The following is a 20110-nucleotide window of genomic DNA, read 5'->3' on the forward strand; positions in this document are numbered from 1 at the left end:
CAAGACCGGTCCAACGACAGGGAGACTAGCGCCGATGATCCTCCGAAGCCTGCTGATCGCCTCGACGATCCTTGCCGCCGCGCCCGCGCTCGCGCAAAGCACCGCCATGACGACCAGCACCCAGACCGATCCCTATCTCTGGCTCGAGGACAAGGACGGCGCCAAGCCGCTCGCCTGGGTCGAGGCGGAGAATGCGCGCACGCTGCCGCGGTTGCAGAACGATCCGCGCTACGGGACCTTCTATGCCGAAGCGCTGGCGATCGCCTCGGCAAAGGACCGTATTCCGATGCCGAGCCAGCTGTTCGGCCGGATCTACAATTTCTGGCGCGACGCCGATCATCCGCAGGGCATCTGGCGCTGGACCAGCGAGGCGGACTATGCCCGGCCGCAGCCGAAGTGGACGACGGTGCTCGATCTCGATGCGCTGTCGAAGGCGGAAGGCAAGAAGTGGGTGTGGAAGGGCGCGACCTGCCTCCAGCCCGAAGAGCGGCTGTGCCTCGTCGCGCTGTCCGAAGGCGGCGAGGACGCGATCAGCTATCGGGAGTTCGATCTCGCCAGCGGCCAGTTCGTCGCCGGCGGCTTCGCGCTGCCCAAGTCGAAACAGGGCGCGAGCTGGCTCGACAAGGATACGCTGCTGGTCAGCCGCGACTGGGGCGAGGGCACGATGACCGCGTCGAGCTATCCCTTCGTCGTCAAGACGGTGAAGCGGGGCCAGCCGCTGGCCGGCGCGCAGGAGATCTTCCGCGGTCAGCCGACCGACCAGCTCGGCACCTATGCCGGCGTAATCACCGACGGCCAGGGCAATCGGCTGGTGACGATCGAGCGGCGGGTGACCTTCTTCGGCGGCGAGACCCACGTCTGGACGCCGGCGGGAACGAAGAAGCTCGACATTCCGGCGCGGACCAGCCCGGTCGGCATGGTCGCCGGCCAGGTGCTGTTCCAGACCAGCGATCCGTGGGGCGCGATCAACGCCGGCTCGGTTGCCTCGGCGCCGCTCGCCGAGGTGCAGGCGAATGCGATCCGCCCGACCGTGGTGTTCGCGCCCAACCCGCGTCAGTCGGTCGACGAGGTGGTGACGACCAAGGACCATGTCGTCCTGATCTATAACGATAATGTCCGCGGGCGTGCGGCTGTCTATACGCCGGGCACGGGCGGGTGGACGGCGCGGCCGATCGCGCTGCCCGACAACGTCTCGCTCGGTGTCGCCAGCGCTGACGACAAGAGCGATCACGGCTATCTCACCGTCACCGGCTTCCTGACGCCGACGACCCTGCTGCCGATCGACGCCGCGAGCGGCCGCGTCGCCGCACCGGTCAAGACGCTGCCCGCCAAGTTCGACGCGAGCAACCTCGTCGTCGAACAGCATGAAGCGACCTCGACCGACGGTACCAAGGTGCCCTATTTCATCGTCCACAAGAAGGGCATCGCGCTCGACGGCAGCACGCCGACGATCATGACCGCTTATGGCGGGTTCGAGCTGCCGATGCTGCCCGGCTATTCGGCGATCACCGGCAAATTGTGGCTCGAGCGCGGCGGCTCCTACGTCCTCGCCAACATCCGCGGCGGCGGCGAGTTCGGGCCGAAGTGGCACGATGCCGGGCGCAAGACCAAGCGGCAGGTGATCTACGACGATTTTGCCAGCGTCGCCAAGGACCTGTTCACGCGCAAGCTGACCAGTCCGGCCAAGCTCGGCATCTATGGCGGATCGAACGGCGGCCTGTTGATGGGCGTCGAGTTCAACCAGCATCCCGACCTCTGGAAGGCGGTGACGATCCAGGTGCCGCTGCTCGACATGCTCCGCTACGAACAGATCGCCGCGGGCGCGTCATGGGTCGACGAATATGGCTCGGCGTCGGTGCCCGAGGAGCGCGCCTTCCTCGCGACCATCTCGCCCTATCAGAACATCAAACGCAGCGTCGCCTATCCCGAACCCTATATCTGGACGACGACCAAGGACGACCGCGTCGGCCCGCAGCACGCGCGCAAGTTCGCCGCGCGCCTGAAGGAATATGGCCTGCCCTATCTGTTCTACGAGGACACCGCCGGCGGCCATTCCGGCGACGCCGATATCGAACAGGGCGCGCGCTTGCAGGCGTTGCAGATGACCTATTTCGCGCAGAAGCTGCTCGGCCCGGCGAATTAGGGAAGGGCGCAGGCGCCGTGTGGCGGAGGGAGTGTCTAACTCACCCGCGTTCTCAATAGCTCATCGCAGCACCGGAATGGCAGAAATCAGCCATTCCGGTGCTTTCCCGTGTCCGTGATCGTTCCTACTTGACCCTATTTGACCGCCCATGCAATGTGGGTAGAAACATGGGTGGTGGAGTTCGATTATGGCGCGGCGATCGACGAACCGGCTGATAGCGACGCAGATCAACAAGCTCCCGGCCGGGATGCACGCGGACGGCGGCAACCTTTGGCTCCAGGTGTCGCCCGCTGGCACGCGATCGTGGAGCCTTCGGTTCACGATGCACGGGAAGCAGCGCGAGATGGGCCTTGGCCCTCTCACGACGATCACCCTGGCCGAAGCCCGTGCGAAGGCGCTGGAGGCCCGCAAGCAGCTCCTCGACGGGATCGACCCTATCGAGGCCCGCAAGGCGCTCCGCACCCGCGCAGCGCTCGCCGCGGCCACCGCCATGACGTTCAGGGCGTGCGCGGAAGCCTATATCGAAGCGCACAAGGCTGGCTGGAAGAACCCGGTCCATGCTGCGCAGTGGCCGGCGACGATGCAGGCATATGTCTATCCGGCGATCGGCGACACGCCCGTCCAGGCGGTCGACGTCGACCAAGTGCTGAAGGTGCTGCTTCCGATCTGGACGACGAAGACGGAAACGGCGTCTCGCGTCCGCGGGCGCGTGGAGCGGATACTTGATTGGGCGAAGGTGCGTGGCTTCCGCACGGGCGAGAACCCGGCGCGCCTCCGCGGCAATCTCGATCACCTGCTCCCCCGCAAGTCGAAGGTGCAGACGGTCGAGCACCACCCCGCGCTTCCCTATGCCGAGGCTCCCGCATTCGTGGCCGATCTGCGCCGGCGGGCGGGCACCGGGGCGAGAGCGCTGGAGTTCACGATCCTGACCGCGGGGCGCACGGGCGAGGTGATCGGCGCGACGTGGGCGGAGATCGACGCGGATGCGAAGACGTGGACCATTCCGGCATCGCGGATGAAGGCCAACCTTGAACACGTTGTGCCGCTCACCGATCGGGCGATGGAGATCATCGGCCAAATGGAAGGGCTTGACGAACTCTACGTCTTTCCCGGCTCGAAGCCGAAGACCGGCCTCAGCAACATGTCGCTGGCGGCGGTGCTGAAGCGGATGGAGCGCGACGGGATCACCGTGCACGGCTTCCGCAGCACCTTCCGTGATTGGGCGTCCGAAGAGACGGCCTATCCGCATGAGGTTTGCGAAATGGCGCTGGCCCACACGATCGGCAACAAGGCCGAGAAGGCCTATCGGCGCGGCGATCTGCTCGCGAAACGCCGGGCGATGATGGCGGATTGGGCGACCTACTGCGCCAGCGCACCCGCATCGGATGATGCAGCCGCAGAAGACGCGGTGCTGGCGTTGGCAGCGGACATGAGGGACCGAGGCGGCCGCACGCCGAACCGGGCAGTGCGCGACGCGATCGACGCGCTGACAGCCGTGGCGGATGTCGATGTCGGTCACGGCGAAGCTATACCGGCGGCCAAGCGTCGCGTGCTGGGATCGCGTGTCGAGCTGGAAAGCGCCGGCGAGCGGCACCAGACGCGTAAGCCGGCGGCGGGCAGGGACGAAACCACGCCGCCGTCCGTGCCGACCCACCTCGACGCTCGCGACCCCACGGTGCGGCGGCTGCGGCGCGAGCTTGATGCGCAACGTGGGTAGAGCAGGCGGCAGCACAATCGAACCCGACTGGCGGCTCCTACCCGTTCCTAAACGATCGTAACCCTTCTCCAGCACGTAGCTGGAGAAGCCAGATGAACCAATCGCCTGATACCGATCAGCAGCGCCCATGGAAGAAGCGCGAGCCCGCGGCCGACGCCCGCCTGCTCGACGTCGGTGAGTTCTGCCGCCGTTATTCGATCGGCAAGACCAAGCTCTATCGCGAGATCAACGAAGGCCGGCTGCGCACTCTTCTGCGCGGCAACCGCCGCTTCGTCCGCGTCGAAGACGCAGAAGCGTGGCTGAACGACGTCCACGTCGCGGCTTGATCCAAATGGAAGAGCCGCCCGGCGCGCGAACGCCGAACGGCTCGGGAATGGTAGGAACCGAGATGATCTATACTCTTAATTCGCCGTTTGCGGAAGCGCTTCAGCGCCGGCGACACTTGCGCGGGGCGGCCACGCGGCTGCTTCTTAACATCGCGGGAGATGACTTCGCTGTGGCTCCAGGGGAGCGCCCGGTCGTCGAAGTGGCGGACCTAGGTAACGGACTGGTTCGCACCCGCCCCGGCATCGCCCGCGTCGGTGGCGACGAAATGATCCGGCGTGCCGCGCCGATCGGCGTGCCCACGCTGCCCTGGCCGTGTGATGCGCCGCGCGGTTCGGACGAAGAGCGAGCCCACCGCGCCGGCGGCGTGCTCCTGCGGCCGCTGCGCGTTCATGAGCGCCAATCGCTGGCCGGCAGCGATGCGCTCGCGCCGATGACCAGCCGTGCGCTGGAGAGCGAGCACCGGGCGAGCCGCGGGGGACGCCATCTGCGCATCATCGTCGAGGTTCGAGCCGTGTCGCGTGGTGCAATCCGCCGCAGCCTCTGGGCGATCCCGGCCGGGCAGCTTCGGGCCGCCACGAACCCGCGCAACCAGTGGGCGCAGCAGCAGCGCCGCGCCGGACAGGTGCCGGACGGCTGGCATCGCATTTAATTCATAGACCCTCGCGCCTCGCGGCGCGGCCGGTGCCCGGCTCTGCTGGATAACGCCGGTGGCTCAATCGAGAAAAGACATGGCCACCGTGCATCCTATTACCCCTGAAATGAGGGCCGCTTTGACCGGCGGTCCCGTCACCCAAGTCCGCTCCGCTGACATGCGAGATACCGCGGTCGATTGGGCGAAGCGTGGGTTCAAGGTCTTCCCGCTGATCGCCGGCGGCAAGACGCCGCGCGACAAGGCGTTCTACGAGATCGCCACCGCCGATCCGCTGCGCGCCGCCGAGCTTTGGACCGACAGCATCACGGGCTGGCCGCAGCCGTGGAACGTCGGGCTGCTCATGGGCGACGGATATGCGGCGATCGATGTCGACGTGAAGGGCGGCAAGCCCGGCATGGGATCGCTCGCCGCTCTCGATCTGCCGCGCGACACACTGACGGTGCGAACGCCATCGGGCGGGCTGCATCTACTTTACCGTGCGCCTCGCGACGTCGCGAACGTCGCCGACAGCGACAAAGCGCCGAGCCCGCTCGGGCGCGGGATCGATGTCCGCGGCCGGCACGGGTATGTCGTTGCCGCCGGGAGCACCGTCGAGGGCGGCAGGTACGAGATCGAGCAGGACACGGCGCTGGCCGATCTGCCGCCTCTCATCCTCGACCGGCTCTCTGCCCCGCGGGAGCGCCTGACAGACACGCAGGCACCTGCATGCGACCTCGACACACCTGAAGCCCTCCAGCGCGTCACGGCCTTCCTCTGCGCCGCTCCTGTCGCCGTGGAAGGGCAGGGAGGTGACGCGGCCACGTACCAGCTTGCGTGCGCGGTGCGCGACATGGGGGTGTCGGAGGCACAGGCGGTCGACCTGATCGCCGAGCACTGGAACCCGCGCTGCGCGCCGCCGTGGGATGGAGACGAACTCGCCCGCAAGGTGGAGAACGCCTATCTCTACGGCCAGAATGCTCCGGGCGCAGCGTCGCCGGCGGTGGACCTTGGCGGCGTCGTCGATCTCCCGCGGCCGGCCGTGATCGTCTCCAAGCCGATCGTGCGCTTCCTGTCGGATGCCAACGCCGCGGTGCGGCCGACCTGGCTGGTGAAGGAATGGCTGCCACGCGAAGGGGTCGTGCTGCTCGCCGGGCAGAGCCGCATCGGCAAGACCTTCCTGTCGCTTGAGCTTGCGGGCGCTCTGGCCACGGGCGGCGGCTTCTTCGGGCGTCCGGTGCGCGAGCGCGTCGGCGTGCTGATCCTCGCCGCCGAAGGCGCGGGCACGATAGCGCCGCGGCTCGAAGCGTTGCGGCTGCACCGGCTGGGCGGGATCGACGCCACAGCGCTGCCGATCGCTTGGGCGGAGATCAGCGACGCGAACGAAATCGGGGCCATCGTTACGGCGGCGGCGACCGAGATGCAGGCGCGGTTCGGCCTGCGTCTCGGCATGATCGTGGTCGACACGGTCGCTGCGGCCTTCAGCGTGGATGAGAACGACGCGCAGCTCGCGACCGCAGCGATGAAGGCGCTCGGCAAGCTCGCCGGCGATGCGGGCTGTCTGATCGTGGCGGTGGCGCATTACGGCAAGAGCGACGGCGCGGGCGTGCGGGGATCGAGCGCGTGGACGGCCAGTGCGGACGTGATCCTGGCCGCCACCGGCGAAATTTCGGAGATCACCGGCGAGGTGAAGGACAGGAAGCTGGCGCTCACCAAGAGCCGCTATGCCGAGACGGGGCCAATCGCCGACTTCGAGCTGCGGAGCGTCAACCTTGGCGTTGATGAAGATGGCGACCCGATCAGTGCCGCGATCGTGCGGCCGATAAGTGCTTCCGCCTTTGATCCGCACCAGGCGCTCTATCTGGAGAGCTTCGCAGGGCTAATGCTCGCGGCTGCGGAGGCCACGCCGGATGGCCGGAAAGGCGTGCCGCGGGAGCTTATTCGCCAGCATTGCTACGGGGAGTGGAGCGATAGCACGCCCGCTACTCGCAAGAAGCGCTTCGCCCGGATCGAAGAGCGGCTGATCGCCGGGAAGCATATCGAGCGAGCTTTCGGAGCCCACGGGGTCGAATTTGTGGTTCCCGCGCCTCCCGTCACCCCTGCAACGCTGTTTTAGGGGGACAGGATGGGAGACACCGCTCCTTCGACCTGTCCCCCTACGTCGAGTTGCGCCCATAGAACCGCAGAAATCTGCCGTTTCTGGTGTGGGGCCATGGGGGACAGCTTGGGGGACAGGGCGGCTGATGCTGTCTCCCGGCCCCTTAGCTTGCCGCCGCGCAGCGCTCCGCGCAGCGGCGCAGGGGGACAAATTTCCAAGACACTAGGGGGTGTCCCCTGTCCCCCTACGAAAAACCGCAGAAAACCGTCACTTTTTGAGGGGCTGACAGACCCTGAAATTTGGCCTGTCCCCCTGTTGTGTCCCCCTAGGAGGTAAGACCGATGAGTATAGTCCAGAGGCCCGATGAGGCGTTCATCAGCAACGATGCTACGGCCGAACGAGACAAGCAGGGGCGGTTTCTTAAAGGGATCGGAGGACGTTCCCCGGGTCGCCCAAAGGGATCGCGTGTGAAGCTGGCCGAGAACGTCGTGTCCGACGTGCTGGATAGCTGGCTGCGCGACGGCCCTGCGGCTCTCGCCCGCGTCGCGCACACCGATCCGGGCAAGTATCTCGACTTCATTGCCAAGGTGCTGCCGCGCGAGGTGAAGCTCGAAGTCACGACGCCCACCGACGATCTGACGGTCGACAAGCTGGAGAGCCTGATCGCGTTCGCCGAGCAGCAGCTCGCGGGCCGCATGATCAACGTCACGCCCGTGGCCGAGCCCGTGCCAAGCCTGCCGCCCCTGCGGCCAGAAGAGCGCCGCGCCGAGGCGGTGCGGCTTGGGCTGGAGGACGAGACGCGGCAGATCGAGGCGAAGGACCTGTTCTGATGGACATCGAAGACGAAATTGATGCGCGGTTCAATGCGATCCTAGAACGTGATGGCACCGCCGATCAGGAGCTTGCGCAAGAGGCTCTGCTAGAGCTGCGGGATCGCTTTGGTGAGGAGGCGGTGCGGGATTGCGTGCGCTCTGGGTTTCTTGCCCTCGGCGCGCTGGTTCGCCTGTCACACGGGGATAAGCGTGCGTCGATCCTCGAAGATATTGCGCAGCCGCCTGCGGGCCGCCAGTTCTCCTGATAAATTTCCCGATTGGCGGGCGTATCACAACGCCCGCCAAACCGGTGATGCGGATATAACCTCCGCGGCTGATCGGCGAAGAGTGGCAGAAATGCGCAGGTATTAGCCTGTGCAATCTGTCGCCCCACATATCTACCCACATTCCTGTTGCCTGTGCGTGCTCTGCCCGGCCGACGCTGGCGGGGCAGCGATGCCGCGCGTCCTGCCGCCGCGGGGATCGCGCCGCCGCCTACGAAAATCCTGATCTGCCCTCCGGCCTGGAAGCCGGGGGTAGGGGGCCGGATCGCGATGGGTCCCCTACCGGATAAGATAGGGGGGTATCCACTTTCCAACCTTACCGACTTATCACTAGAGCGGCGGCGGCTCACCTAGAGCATATCACCGACGCTATTCAGCATTGATGCTTCTCCGCAGAAAATAAAGCGGAATAGAACTTTACCGATAATTGCTGCTGTCGCCCAACCGTGGCCTTTTCGTCTCGTCACACGGACATCGGAGACGCAAGTTGGACACGAAGTTAGCCATCCGCATCCCGCCGGAGCTCAAAGCCGCCTTGGCCGAAGCCGCCGCAGCGGACTTTTCGAGCCCGGCCAGCTTCGCTCGTGCCGCCATCGTCGCCGAGCTTCGCCGCCGTGGCCAATTGCCGGAGCAGGCCCGTGGCTGATCCGCTGGAGCAGGCGCGACAGCGCCGCGACGCCGCCGAGGCCGCCGCCCGCGCCGCAGACGTCGAAGCCAGCCGTGGCGTGCCCGGCGCGACGCTCCGGGCCGAAGCACTGCATCGCGAGGCGCAATTCTTCAACGCTCGCATCGCTTGGCTCGAAGCCGATCCCGCCGAGCAATTGAAGGCTCTCTACCTGCGGCGCGAGCGCGTTTGCCTGGCCGGACGGGTCGCCGAGGCCGCGGCGGCGGGCGGCGACATTGAAGCGCAAGCCGAGGAAGAGCGACTGGCCGCGACGCTTCTCAACATCGACAACGACATCAACCGCCTGGAGGCGTCCAATGACCGTTAGCCCCACCGACACGATCGCATCGCTCGACATCCGTATCGCCGCGCTGGAAGCCGAAGCCGTAGAGATGCGGCGGGAATTGAGCGTCCGCGTGGTCGAAGCCGAGCACGGGCAGGCCGGCGCGGCCGAGGCGGTGGACCGCCTGGAAGGGATCGTCACCGCGATCGAGTCCCGCGTCGCCACCTATCGTACCGCGCGTGACGAAGCCGCTGCCGGCATGGCCGCTCTGACCGCTGAGATCGCCGAAGCCAATGCAGCCCATGCGCGGGCCCGACTCGCCGGTATGGCGCGGGAGGCGCGCAAACAGGCGGCCGAGGTGCATCGTTCGATCGATTTGCTGGTGGCGGCTGTCCAGGCCCTTCGCGAATGCACGAAGGCGCTATGGGAAGAAGCGGACGGCCCGACGCGCCGTGCCGCGCTCGGCGAACTCCCGCGGCTGCTCACTGACATGCCGATGGTCACCCATGAGCGGCTGGCGCACGGCGGCGTGCTCGCCTCGCGCAGCGCCGCTTTCGATCAGAGCGCCCCGGCTCCGTCGCTCGAAGCCCACCTCGATATCGCCCTCCGTGAAATCGCGCCGCGGCCCGGCCGCCCCGCCCGCAAGGAAGCCTGACTATGAGCAATCCTGAAATCCAGTCTGCGGCGTCGGCGCAGGATGCGGCCCCCGTAACCGCCAGCGTTATGTCGGCCGACCAGCACACCGAGCTTGCCGGCCTGATCGAACAGGCTTCCAACCCGAACCTGTCGCCCCTTGGCCGTGCGCCGATCCTCGCCCGGATCGAGGCGCTGCACGCCGGCGCGGCCCTTGATCCCGCTGCCGCCGCACAGGCCGCACAGGAAGCTACCGCCGCGGAGTTCGCGCCGACCAGCGCGGCCGCCTATTCGTTTGAGCAGCACGTCCCGCCTGGCTTGGAGATCGCCGACCCTGACGGGCTTGGCGCGCTGAAGGGCGACCTTCTGTCCGCCGGCGTGCCCTCCGAGCTGGCCAATGGGGCCTTCAGCGACATCGCGCAGCTTCATGCGACCGGCGCGTTCGAGAGCGACGCCAGCTATATGGAAGCCGGTCGGCAGTGCAGGGCGATGATCGAGCGCTCGCACGGCCCCGCCGCCAAGCAGATGATCGCCGATGGCCTCGCTTACCTCGAAGCCACCGCGGCCCGCTTCCCCAACCTGGAGGACGCGATAACGGCCGCCATGGTGTCGCCCATGGCGCTGCTTGCCGCTGCGCAGATGAAGCAGCTCGGCATGGGCTCGCGGAAATGAGCGAGGGCGTCACCTATCGCAACTGGAGGGGGCGGCCCGCCCTCACCAAAGACGGCGCAGCACGTGTCGTCATGACGGTCGGCGGCGGTTGGATCGGGGCGAAGGCCGAAGACGGCATCGACGCCCTGACGATTGCCCGCGAGGGCGCGAGCATCGGCGAGGGGCAATTTGCCGACATGTTCGCCGCCTGGAAATTGCCCGATCTCTCCGGCTGGTATCAGAGCCGCGCCGATCGCCCCTTCAGCAGTCTTGCCGCCGCCCGCGCTTGGGCGCGCCGATAGGAGTCTCATATGCCGATCGTTCAACGCACCCGCGGCCCCGACGACCTGTACGCGCTGGCGACAGGGGCGCTGCCCGAGGATCGCCCGCAAGCCGCGCCGTCGACCATGGAAACGCTCGGCGCGGCGTGGCGGCAAGAGAATATCATCGGCTCCGTGATGGCTCGCGCCGACAGCTTCGACGGGACGAACAACAACGTCGACCCTGGCTACAACCCGTGGAAGGATATCCAGGGCACGCCCTACGAGCAGCATTGGGATCGTTTCACCTCCGCCAATAACGCCGGCTATACCGAAGCGCTCAAACGGCAGATCGACCGCGAAAGCGAAGACAGGAAGACGCTCGCGTCGGCCGGGTGGGCCGGCACGGCGGCGATGATCGCGACGTCTGTCGTCGACCCCACCATCCTGATCCCGGTCGGCGGCGAGATCGCCAAAGTCGGGTCGGCCTATCGCATCGGCCGCTCCGCCCTGGCCCTTGCGGCCGCGGGCGGCGTGTCGACCGCGATCCAGGAAGCCGGCCTTCAGGCGACGCAGGACCTGCGAACGCCCGAAGAGAGCTATACGGCCATCGGCAGCGGCATCGTGCTCGGCGGCCTGCTCGGCGCGGGTGCTGCGACCCTGATGTCGAAGGCGGAGCGCCAGACCGCCGCGGAGGCGCTGCACGGGATCGTCACCGCGCAGCCGGGCAGCGCCGGCGCGGCGGCTGTCGAGCGCGCGACGGTGGGCGACCTGACGGTGGCCGGCAACATCACCGAGCGGGTAGCATCCGCCACACGCGCCCTGTCGCCGAACCTTCGGGCGAACTTCCGCGAGAGCGCGGCGGCCCGAGAGGTGTCGCAGCAGCTTGCCGAGAACACCTTATACCAGACGATGCACGGCGAGGGCCGCTCGCTCGGCGCGGCCGCCGAGACGCTGGCGCGCAGCACCTACCTGTCTCGCATGGCCGACGCCGTGAAAGCCCATAACGCGATCTTCGCCGACATGAAGAAAGCCGGCACCAACATGAGCCGGCCGGAGTTCGAGGAAGCGGTCGGCAACGCCATGCGCAACGGCGATACCGACGCCAACCCGTTCGTCAGCCGGGCCGCGTCGGCGTGGCGGGAGCGGGTGTTCGACCCGTTCAAGAACGAAGCGATCGACCTTGGCCTGCTGCCCGACGACGTGGGGGTCGATACCGCGGCGAGCTACCTGTCGCGTGTCTGGAACCGCGGCGCGCTCACCGCGCGCGAGCCCGAGTTCAAGGAGATCGTCACCGGCTTCTATCGCGACCGCATCGGGCAAGATTACGCCGAGAGCGTCGAGGCGCTGAAATCCCGCAACGCCGCGCTCGATCAGGAACTCGCCGACCTTCGCCTGTCGCCCAAAGACCGTACCGCTGCCCTGGCCGACATCGAAGCCAAGGCCACGCGGCTCGACGAAGCCAACCCCGACCAGATCGACCGCGTGTCGCGGATCAACGATCTGCGTCGCCAAGCGCGCGACGCGGAGAAGGCCGGCAACGGCGCGGCCGCCCGCGACGCCCGCGCAGAAGCCGCACGCGCCGCCGCCGAGGGCGGGGAGGGGCTTCGATCCTACCTGAAAGAGCGCGGGGCGCTGCGCGGCCGCCGCAGCCGCGTCGACATGAATTATGCGGGCATCGCCGATCGCGCCGATCGCCTGCTCAACACGCTGTCCGACATGCAGGAGGGCAATGCGAAGAGCCTCCAGCGCCTGGTCCAGCGCGGGCAGGTGTTCGAGCGCTCCGCGCAGCGGCTCGACCCCGGCAAGCTCGCTGACAAGCTGTCCGATCTGCGCAGCGCCTTCGCCGATGTCGTGCAGCGCTCCGAGCGCGCGCAAGACCGGATCGCCCGCGTCGCCGAACGACTCGGCGACGACGCACCCGCCGGCATGGCCGAACGCCTCCAGCGCGAGGCTGCGGCCGAAGCGGCGCGGCATGAGCGCCTGAACAGCCTGTCGCGCCGCATGGAGGCGGCGGAAGCGCTCGACCCGGATGCGGCGCTGGCCGAACTGCGGCAAGCCATGGAGGGCGCGGCGCGCGAGGTGTCCGACATGACGCTGGCACGGGGCGAGCGGGCGCAGCGCCTGAAGGACCGGCTTGCCCGCCTCGATCCCGCGAAGGTCGACGCGCGGGTACAGGCCATCGCGGACGTGCGCGCCAAGCTGGAGCGCGACTTCTACGATCGTTGGGAGATCGCCCACGGCGGCGTCGGCGTCGATGCTGCCGGCGGCGCGAAGGCTGATTTCACCGACGCAGCCCGCGACATCGCCGACAGCGTATTCGACAAGCTCACCGGCCGCGCGATGGGCGGCGGCGACGCGCTGCCGGACTATCTGACGCCGATCACCCGCGGCCCTATGAAGGATCGCACCTTCAACATTCCCGACGCGCTGGTGACGCAGTTCCTCGACAGCAACGTCATGTCCGTCGCCGAGCGCTACGGGCGGACTATGGCGTCGGAAACGGAGCTCACCCGGCGCTTCGGCCGCCCCGACATGCGCGATCAGATCACGGCCATCCGGCGGGATTATGCCGATCTGCGCGCGAACGCCGGCGCGGACGAAGCGCGGCTTAAGGCGCTGTCGAACGACGAGCATGGGGCGATCGAAGACCTCACCGCCATGCGTGACCTGATCCGCGGCACCTATAAGTCGGCTGAGAACGGCGGCGACTTCGGCCGGATCGTGCGCGGCCTCACTGCCTTCAATTACATCCGCAGCATGGGCCGTGTCGTGCTGTCCAACCTCTCCGACCTATACCGCGGCGCGACCGCGCAGGGCGTCGGCCGCTTCATGTCGCAGGGCGTACCCGCCCTGATCGGCAACCTCGACGCGGTGAAGCTGTCGATCCATGAGGCGCAGCTTGCCGGGCAGGTGACGGAGCGGGTGCTTCAGAACCGGCTCGCGACGCTTGGCGAGATCGGCGACCCGTACCGATCGGGCACAGCGATTGAGCGGCTGCTACAGAACGGCACCCGCATTGGCTCGACCTGGAACGGCATGTCGCTCTTCACCGACATGTCGAAGTCGATCGCCTCGATCATGTCACAAAACCGCATCCTCGACGCGGTGGCCGGCCGGGCGGAAGACGGGCGCTTCCTCGCCTATCTCGGCATCGACGGTGACATGGCGCGGCGGGTGGGGCGCGAGTTTGCCGAGCACGGACAGGTGATCGAAGGCGTCCGGGTGGCCAACACGGAGCGATGGAACGACGTCCACGCGGTGCGCGCCTATCGCGCGGCGGTGTCGAAGGAGGTTGATAGCGTCGTCGTGACGCGCAGCGTCGGCGACGTGCCCCTGTTCGCGCATACGCCGCTCGGCAAGGCGATGCTCCAGTTCAAGACCTACAATCTCGCCAGCCACCAGCGCGTGCTCCTGCGCGGCATGCAGGAGGGCAAAACGCAGTTCACCAGCATGATGGTGGGGATGACGTCTGTCGGGCTGCTGTCGGCGTGGCTGCGCGCCTATGCGGTGGGCGGCGAGCGGTACGAGCGGTTCATGACCGCTGCCGAGAACCCAGGCTACGTACTCGGCGAGGCGCTGGACGCCTCCGGCTTCTTCGCCCTGCCGATCGAGGCGGCCGCCACCGCGGACACCATGACCGGCTTCAATCCGGTGAAGGACCCGCTCATGGCGGCGTTCCCGAACGCGCCGCAGGGCGGGCAGGGGGTGCGCCGGATTGGCGTCGATCCAGTCGGGAAGCTGCTCGGCCCCTCCGCTGGCCTGATTGCCGACACGTCGAAGGCGGCCGGCGCACCGATCGGGGCGGCCACCGGCGATCCTGTCACGGACAGTCAGGTCGAAGCGATGAAACGCCTTGTCCCTTTCCAGAGCTATTTGGGCATGCGACAGGCTCTCGACCTATTAACGACTGACGAATAACAAGGCGAACGCAATGTCGCATGCTTGCCCAGGACCGAGCGAATGATCGCCACGCTGCCCACGATTGACGCCTCACGCGTCAATCTTATATTGTTCCTGTTACGTTCTGGAGCCTAAGCGGATGCCGATGGGGGGATCACGAGGATTGTCGGCCCTGAAGGTCGCGGGTCTATTGGCCCTTTGCCTGATCGCCGGCATCGTCGGAAGTCTGATGACAAGTCATTTCGGGAAAAGTCAGTACACTTTATCCTACGCTGACTTTATTTCGATTATGCTCACAGCTGTATCTCTGTTGATTACCGTTCTTGCTGTCTTTCTAGCTGTGGTTGGCTTTGTGGGTTGGACCTCGATTGAGCAAAAGGCGCATTTGAAAACAGAAGAATATCTACAGGACGGATTTCGCGAGGGCGGCGCTCTAGATGAAATGCTGAACATGCGCGTGACAGAGGCGTTAAAGGCCAAGACACAGGAAATGATGTTTGAAGGTGTATCACCCATCGGTAGCGAAGATGATGGCGCTGAAGGGGAGGGGCAGTCGTGACTAGCCTTCTCAGTCGTGCTCGGCCAGATGAGGCTGAGATCGTCAAGCGCTACATGGCGGAGGTTCCCGTCCGAGTGGGTGAACTCGCCCGAGAGCTTGGTGTCGAAGTTATCCGATCGCCGTTACCGCCAAAAATATCTGGCTTGATCCAGCCGTCTGCCACGGCTCCATCGAGGTTTGAAATCCGGGTAAACAAGTATGAGCCTCCCGAACGTCAGCGTTTCACGGTTGCTCATGAACTAGCCCATTTCCTACTCCATCGCGATGATATCGGAACGGGTGTCGTTGATAGCATCATGTATCGGTCCAGTTTGACCAGCCGTAAAGAGGTTGAAGCAAACAAGTTGGCGGCAGACATCGTGATGCCTGCACCTACTGTGTCGGATGAGCTCCGACGTTTGGGGGGCGCGCGGACACAGGAAACGGTTGACGAATTAGCAGGAATATTTCGAGTATCCGTCCCCGCCATGAAGGTCCGGTTGGGCGTCGCTTAGAAGGCATTTGAATGCTGCAGAACATCGCCTACTGCCCGATTCTCTACACTCGGGTTGCCGAGATGAAGGCGCTGTTCCAGCTTCCAGCGACATCAAAAGATCGGATGTTTCCGGTGCTGTCGGCCCGCCCCTGGCCGAACGCTAAGCAGCTCAGCCGTACTTGGGAGAAGATTGGCGAGGCCTTCGGGTCCCGCCGCTTCGCTTTGGACCTCGACCCGACGCGTCGCTTGTCGAGCAGCGGAAAGCCGGCAGCAGAGCAATTTGCGGCGCTCTTCAACCCCGCGTCGGGGTACGCGGCCTACTATGAAGCTGTCGAGGGGGTGCCATTCGCAATCCCGGTCATCCGCATATCGGAGGATGGCATTACCGACCTCGAAGGGCAGGCCCGGCATATTGAGCGGATCGACCGGGGGGCGGTGCTCCGTCTAGCCTTTACCGGAAGCGTACCTCCGTTGCGCCTACTTTCCGCGGTTATTGAGCGCATAGCCGATCTCACGATCTTCGTAGACATGGGCTGGGCAAACGATCTGATAGCGCGGGAGCTGTGGGCCTCGCAGATCATTGGCCAAGTTGCGAATATCGCCCCTGAAACGGAATTGGTGGTGGCAGGCAGTAGCTTTCCTGATACCTTTGCGTCAATCGGGGCCCGCGGTACTCTAGCTCTCGCGGAGAGAAGCATATATTCTAATCTCGTGAGGCGGCACAATTCGGTTGCTTTGGTCTATGGTGATTGGGGAAGTACTCGACCCCCCTCCACGTTGGACGTTCCGATGCGCAACATCCCGCGGATAGACCTGCCGCTGCCCGGACAGTGGATATTTTTCCGTCAGGACAAAAGCCAACCGTCCTCCGAGGATTATGAAGACGTTGCTCGCCGTGCCGTGGGCGATCCCGATTGGCCTCGTGGCTTGAACCTGTGGGGGACCTACGCGATTGAAAGCACCGCTCAGGGGCTACCCGGTGCTATCAAAAGCCCCGGAATCGCCGCCGCTGCTCGCATTAATATTCACCTCCATCGTCAGGCCTTTTTCGGGGCTGACGTGGTTACAGGCGACGCCGACGAGCCGTTCACTGACGATTGACGTTCCTAGTCGATCGCAATCGTCCATACTAAACCGCTTCGGAAACGTGGGTAGCGACATGGGCCAGCCGCGGCGACTCTGAGCTAAGATACTGCAATTACAATGGTTTTTTGGCAGAAATTGGCGGAGGGAGTGGGATTCGAACCCACGGTAGGCTTCCACCTACGGCGGTTTTCAAGACCGCTGCCTTAAACCACTCGGCCATCCCTCCGGCGGACCCCGGATAGTCGCACCGCGGCTGCCCGTGCAAGCCCTGCGACGATAAGAGGTTCACGCGCCGCGCCGGCTGTGGCACCACCGCCGGCATGTGGGGGCAAGGATTGCGACGCGCGCTGACGACCGGCGCTTTGGCGATGAGCTTGGCGCTGGCCGCGGCGGCGCCGGTCGCCGCGCAGGACGAGGCGGGGTTTCAGGCCTATCTTCAGACGCTGCGGCAGCAGGCGCTGGCCGCCGGCGTGACGCAGCGGACGGTGGATTCGGTCTTCCCGACGCTGACGCTCAGCGACCGCACGATCCAGCTCGACCGTGCCCAGCCGGGCAATCCGGGCAGCACCGCGACCCCGCCCTTTGCGCCGTATAAGACGAGCCACGTCGATGCGGCGCGAATCGGTCGTGGCCGTTCGACCTATCAGGCGCAACGCGCCCGGCTGGCGCGGGTCGAGCGCGAGACCGGCGTGCCCGAATCGATCATGGTCGCAATCTGGGGGCATGAAACCAACTACGGCGCCTATACCGGCAATTTCGACCTGCTGCGCAGTCTCGCAAGCCTCGCCTATGAAGGGCGGCGGCGCGAATTGTTTGCGGGCGAATTCATCGCCGGACTCAAGATCCTCGATCGGGGCATTCCGCGCGAACAGCTGAAAGGCAGCTGGGCAGGGGCGACCGGCAATCCGCAATTCCTCCCCTCCGTCTATCTGAGGCTCGCACGCGACGGCGACGGCGACGGGCGCGCGGATATCTGGACCAGCCCGGCCGATACGCTCGCCTCGATCGGCAATTACTTCGCCAATGCCGGCTGGCGACCGGGTCAGCCGTGGGGTGTCGCGGTCAGCGTGCCGGCGTCGCTCGACCGGCGCAGCATCACCAACCGGATGGTCAGCCCACGCTGCCCGCGCGTGTTCGAGCGGCACAGCCGCTGGCGGACGATGGCGGAGTGGCGCGCGCTCGGACTGGTGCCGCAGGGGCGGCGCTGGCCCGCGGATACCGTGCAGGCGACGCTGATCGAGCCCGACGGTCCGGGCGCGACCGCCTATCTGCTCACCGGCAATTACCGCGTGATCCTCGATTACAATTGCTCGAATTTCTACGCTCTGTCGGTCGGGCTGCTCGCCGACGCGGTTGAGGGCTGACGTCGCCGCCGCGCGGCGCTATGCCGATTTTCTCCCGCTTCATCTCCCGGAAAGCCTCACCATCGTCATGAACAAGCTGATTGCCGCTCCCCTCGCGATCGTCGCCGCCGCCGTTCCCACGATCGCCGCTGCGCCCCAGTTCCAGGGGAGCGCGCCGATCGCCTATATGGAGGATCTGTCGTCGGGCGCGGTGCTGTACCAGCGGGATGCCGACCGGCGGATGCCGCCTGCGTCGATGGCGAAGATGATGACGGTCTATGTCGCGTTCGACATGATCAAGAAGGGCGAGCTCAAGCTCAACCAGACGTTCCAGGTCCGTCCCGAGACGTGGCAGCGCTGGCACGGGCCGCAGGCGGGGTCGACGATGTTCCTGTCGACCGGCGAGAATGTCAGCGTCGAGAATCTGCTCAAGGGCATCGTCACATTGTCGGGTAACGACGCCTGCGTCGTCCTCGCCGAGGGGATCAGCGGCACCGAGCAGACCTTCACCGACCGGATGAACGCGGAGGCGAAGAAGCTCGGCCTGACCAACAGTCATTTCGGCACTTCGAACGGCTGGCCCGACAATGGCGTCACCTATGTCACCGCGCGCGACCTCGCCCATCTCGCCAGCGCGACGATCCGCGACTTCCCGGACCTGTACAAGCGCTTCTATTCGCTGCCGAGCTTCACCTGGGGCAAGACGCTCGGCGCGGGCGCCGACATCACCCAGGCGAACCGCGACCCGCTGCTCGGCCGCGTGGCGGGCGCCGACGGGCTGAAGACCGGCCATACCGAAGAGGCGGGTTACGGCTTCACCGGATCGGCCGAGCAGAACGGCCGCCGTCTGGTGATGGTCGTCGCCGGGCTGACCTCGTCCAACGGTCGCGCACAGGAATCGGTGCGGTTCATGGACTGGGGCTTCCGCGCCTGGCAGGCCAAGCCGATCGTCGCGCAGGGCAAGCAGGTCTCGACCGCCGAGGTGCAGATGGGCGGCGCGAGCAGCGTCGGCCTCGTTGCGCCGCGCAACCTGACCGTCACGCTGCCGGCCGGCGCGGTGCCGGAGATGCACGCCAAGGTCGTCTACGAAGGCCCGATCCGCGCGCCGATCAAGGCGGGCCAGCATATCGCCGATCTTGTCGTCACCGCGCCGGACCTGCCCGAGCAGCGCCTGCCGCTGGTCGCGGACAAGGACGTCGGCGAAGCCGGTTTCTTCGGTCGCGCCTGGGCGGGGCTGACCTCGCTGTTCGGGTGATCCGACGCCGGTGAGCGAGCTGTTCGGCAATAGCGACGCGCAGGCTGCCTTCGCCGCGGCCTTGCGCGGCGGCTCGCTGCATCATGCGTGGCTGATCGTCGGCCCCGAAGGCGTCGGCAAGGCGAGCTTCGCGCATCGCGCGGCGCTGCGTCTGCTCGCCGAGGCGAGCGCCACGGGCGCCGTCGCGCCGGGCCTCGCCGTGCCGGAGGGCCATCCGACGCGGGCGCTGGTCGATGCCGGCTCGCATCCCGATCTGCGCGTGCTGCACCGCCTGCCCAAGGATGCCGACAAGCCGGATCAGGATCTCGCGCGCAGCATCACCATCGCGCAGGTGCGCAGCCTCCAGCCGATGTTCGCGACGACGCCGTCGATGGGCGCGCGCCGCGTCGTCATCATCGACGCGGCGGACGATCTCGAGCGCAACGGCGCCAACGCCTTGCTCAAGAACCTCGAGGAGCCGCCGGCGGGGACGATCTTCCTGCTGGTCAGCCACGCGCCGGGACGGCTGCTGCCGACGATCCGCTCGCGCTGCCGCGTGCTGCGCTTCGCCGCGCTCGACGACACCGACATGGCGGCGGCACTGCGGCAGGCGCTTCCCGAAACGTCCGAAGACGAGATCGCGACGCTGGTCGGCAGCGGGGAGGGGGCGCCGGGGCGGGCGATCCGTTATGCCGGGCTCGATATCGACGGGATCGATCGGGCGATCGTCGCCATCGCCGGGGACGGCGATCCCGCCAACACGCGCCGGGCGGCGCTTGCCAAGGCGCTCGCCGGCAAGGGCAATGCCGCGCGCTACGAAGCCTTTCTCCATCGCGTGCCGACGCTGATCGCGCGCGAGGCGCGCGGGCGCAGCGGTCCGCGTCTGAAGACCGCGATCGATGCGCAGGCTGCGGCGCGCGACCTCGCCGGCGCGGCGCTCGGCCTGTCGCTCGATGCGCAGGCGACGGTGTTCGAGATGGCGGCGATCCTCGCGACGCTGCGCTGAGCCC

At 66.6% G+C, this 20110-nt stretch carries 19 protein-coding genes and 1 tRNA gene; 19 read left to right on the forward strand and 1 reads right to left on the reverse strand.

Annotated elements, in window-relative coordinates; translation table 11 throughout:
• The first annotated feature begins 34 nt into the window (after window positions 1–34).
• The 16 genes from V8201_RS09090 (at window position 35) to V8201_RS09160 (ending at window position 16538) form a co-directional block, all read left to right on the forward strand.
• Window positions 35–2143 (forward strand): prolyl oligopeptidase family serine peptidase, encoded by a 2109-nt coding sequence (locus tag V8201_RS09090; RefSeq protein ID WP_336545083.1) that lies wholly within the window; start codon window positions 35–37, stop codon window positions 2141–2143.
• 187 nt (window positions 2144–2330) lie between these two features.
• On the forward strand, window positions 2331–3860 hold the full coding sequence (locus tag V8201_RS09095; RefSeq protein ID WP_336545084.1) for a tyrosine-type recombinase/integrase: 1530 nt from the start codon (window positions 2331–2333) through the stop codon (window positions 3858–3860).
• Between the two features lie 92 nt (window positions 3861–3952).
• Window positions 3953–4186 carry a helix-turn-helix domain-containing protein gene (locus V8201_RS09100; protein WP_336545085.1) on the forward strand — a complete coding sequence of 78 codons (234 nt, stop codon included), beginning with the start codon at window positions 3953–3955 and terminating at the stop codon, window positions 4184–4186.
• A 62-nt stretch (window positions 4187–4248) separates the two neighbouring features.
• Complete coding sequence (locus tag V8201_RS09105) at window positions 4249–4836, forward strand: hypothetical protein (protein ID WP_336545086.1); 588 nt, start codon at window positions 4249–4251, stop codon at window positions 4834–4836.
• A 79-nt stretch (window positions 4837–4915) separates the two neighbouring features.
• On the forward strand, window positions 4916–6931 hold the full coding sequence (locus V8201_RS09110; RefSeq protein ID WP_336545087.1) for an AAA family ATPase: 2016 nt from the start codon (window positions 4916–4918) through the stop codon (window positions 6929–6931).
• Between the two features lie 449 nt (window positions 6932–7380).
• Complete coding sequence (locus tag V8201_RS09115) at window positions 7381–7743, forward strand: hypothetical protein (RefSeq protein WP_336545088.1); 363 nt, start codon at window positions 7381–7383, stop codon at window positions 7741–7743.
• The gene (locus V8201_RS09120) at window positions 7743–7991 is read left to right on the forward strand and encodes a hypothetical protein (RefSeq protein ID WP_336545089.1); all 249 of its coding nucleotides are present in this window, start codon (window positions 7743–7745) and stop codon (window positions 7989–7991) included. Before V8201_RS09115 ends, V8201_RS09120 begins: the two co-directional genes overlap by 1 nt.
• A 505-nt stretch (window positions 7992–8496) precedes the next feature.
• Window positions 8497–8655: a hypothetical protein gene (locus V8201_RS09125; RefSeq protein WP_336545090.1), complete on the forward strand. Its 159-nt coding sequence runs from the start codon at window positions 8497–8499 to the stop codon at window positions 8653–8655.
• The gene (locus V8201_RS09130) at window positions 8648–9001 is read left to right on the forward strand and encodes a hypothetical protein (RefSeq protein WP_336545091.1); all 354 of its coding nucleotides are present in this window, start codon (window positions 8648–8650) and stop codon (window positions 8999–9001) included. The genes V8201_RS09125 and V8201_RS09130 overlap by 8 nt, the downstream gene beginning before the upstream one ends.
• The gene (locus V8201_RS09135; protein ID WP_336545092.1) at window positions 8991–9611 is read left to right on the forward strand and encodes a hypothetical protein; all 621 of its coding nucleotides are present in this window, start codon (window positions 8991–8993) and stop codon (window positions 9609–9611) included. The genes V8201_RS09130 and V8201_RS09135 overlap by 11 nt, the downstream gene beginning before the upstream one ends.
• A gap of 2 nt (window positions 9612–9613) precedes the next feature.
• Window positions 9614–10261 carry a hypothetical protein gene (locus tag V8201_RS09140; RefSeq protein ID WP_336545093.1) on the forward strand — a complete coding sequence of 216 codons (648 nt, stop codon included), beginning with the start codon at window positions 9614–9616 and terminating at the stop codon, window positions 10259–10261.
• A complete protein-coding gene (locus tag V8201_RS09145) occupies window positions 10258–10542 on the forward strand; it encodes a hypothetical protein (RefSeq protein WP_336545094.1) in 285 nt (94 codons plus the stop codon). The genes V8201_RS09140 and V8201_RS09145 overlap by 4 nt, the downstream gene beginning before the upstream one ends.
• 9 nt (window positions 10543–10551) lie before the next feature.
• Window positions 10552–14421 (forward strand): hypothetical protein, encoded by a 3870-nt coding sequence (locus V8201_RS09150; RefSeq protein ID WP_336545095.1) that lies wholly within the window; start codon window positions 10552–10554, stop codon window positions 14419–14421.
• A gap of 127 nt (window positions 14422–14548) precedes the next feature.
• On the forward strand, window positions 14549–14962 hold the full coding sequence (locus tag V8201_RS09155; RefSeq protein WP_336545096.1) for a hypothetical protein: 414 nt from the start codon (window positions 14549–14551) through the stop codon (window positions 14960–14962).
• 53 nt (window positions 14963–15015) lie between these two features.
• The gene (locus tag V8201_RS19030) at window positions 15016–15456 is read left to right on the forward strand and encodes an ImmA/IrrE family metallo-endopeptidase (RefSeq protein WP_373276475.1); all 441 of its coding nucleotides are present in this window, start codon (window positions 15016–15018) and stop codon (window positions 15454–15456) included.
• A gap of 11 nt (window positions 15457–15467) precedes the next feature.
• Entirely contained in the window at window positions 15468–16538 is a 1071-nt protein-coding gene (locus V8201_RS09160) for a beta family protein (protein ID WP_336545097.1), read from the forward strand.
• 121 nt (window positions 16539–16659) lie between these two features.
• Here V8201_RS09160 and V8201_RS09165 read toward each other — a convergent pair.
• Window positions 16660–16749, reverse strand: a tRNA-Ser gene (locus V8201_RS09165).
• Window positions 16750–16891: 142 nt separating this feature from the next.
• Here V8201_RS09165 and V8201_RS09170 point away from each other — a divergent pair.
• From V8201_RS09170 to V8201_RS09180, 3 genes are all read left to right on the forward strand, one after another.
• Window positions 16892–17887: a lytic murein transglycosylase gene (locus V8201_RS09170; RefSeq protein ID WP_235199829.1), complete on the forward strand. Its 996-nt coding sequence runs from the start codon at window positions 16892–16894 to the stop codon at window positions 17885–17887.
• Between the two features lie 67 nt (window positions 17888–17954).
• Complete coding sequence (locus V8201_RS09175) at window positions 17955–19121, forward strand: D-alanyl-D-alanine carboxypeptidase family protein (protein ID WP_336545098.1); 1167 nt, start codon at window positions 17955–17957, stop codon at window positions 19119–19121.
• A 10-nt stretch (window positions 19122–19131) separates the two neighbouring features.
• On the forward strand, window positions 19132–20106 hold the full coding sequence (locus tag V8201_RS09180; RefSeq protein ID WP_336545099.1) for a DNA polymerase III subunit delta': 975 nt from the start codon (window positions 19132–19134) through the stop codon (window positions 20104–20106).
• The last annotated feature ends 4 nt before the right edge of the window (window positions 20107–20110 follow it).

It is taken from the genome of Sphingomonas kyungheensis, assembly GCF_037120395.1.
In the GTDB taxonomy this organism is placed as follows: domain Bacteria; phylum Pseudomonadota; class Alphaproteobacteria; order Sphingomonadales; family Sphingomonadaceae; genus Sphingomonas; species Sphingomonas kyungheensis.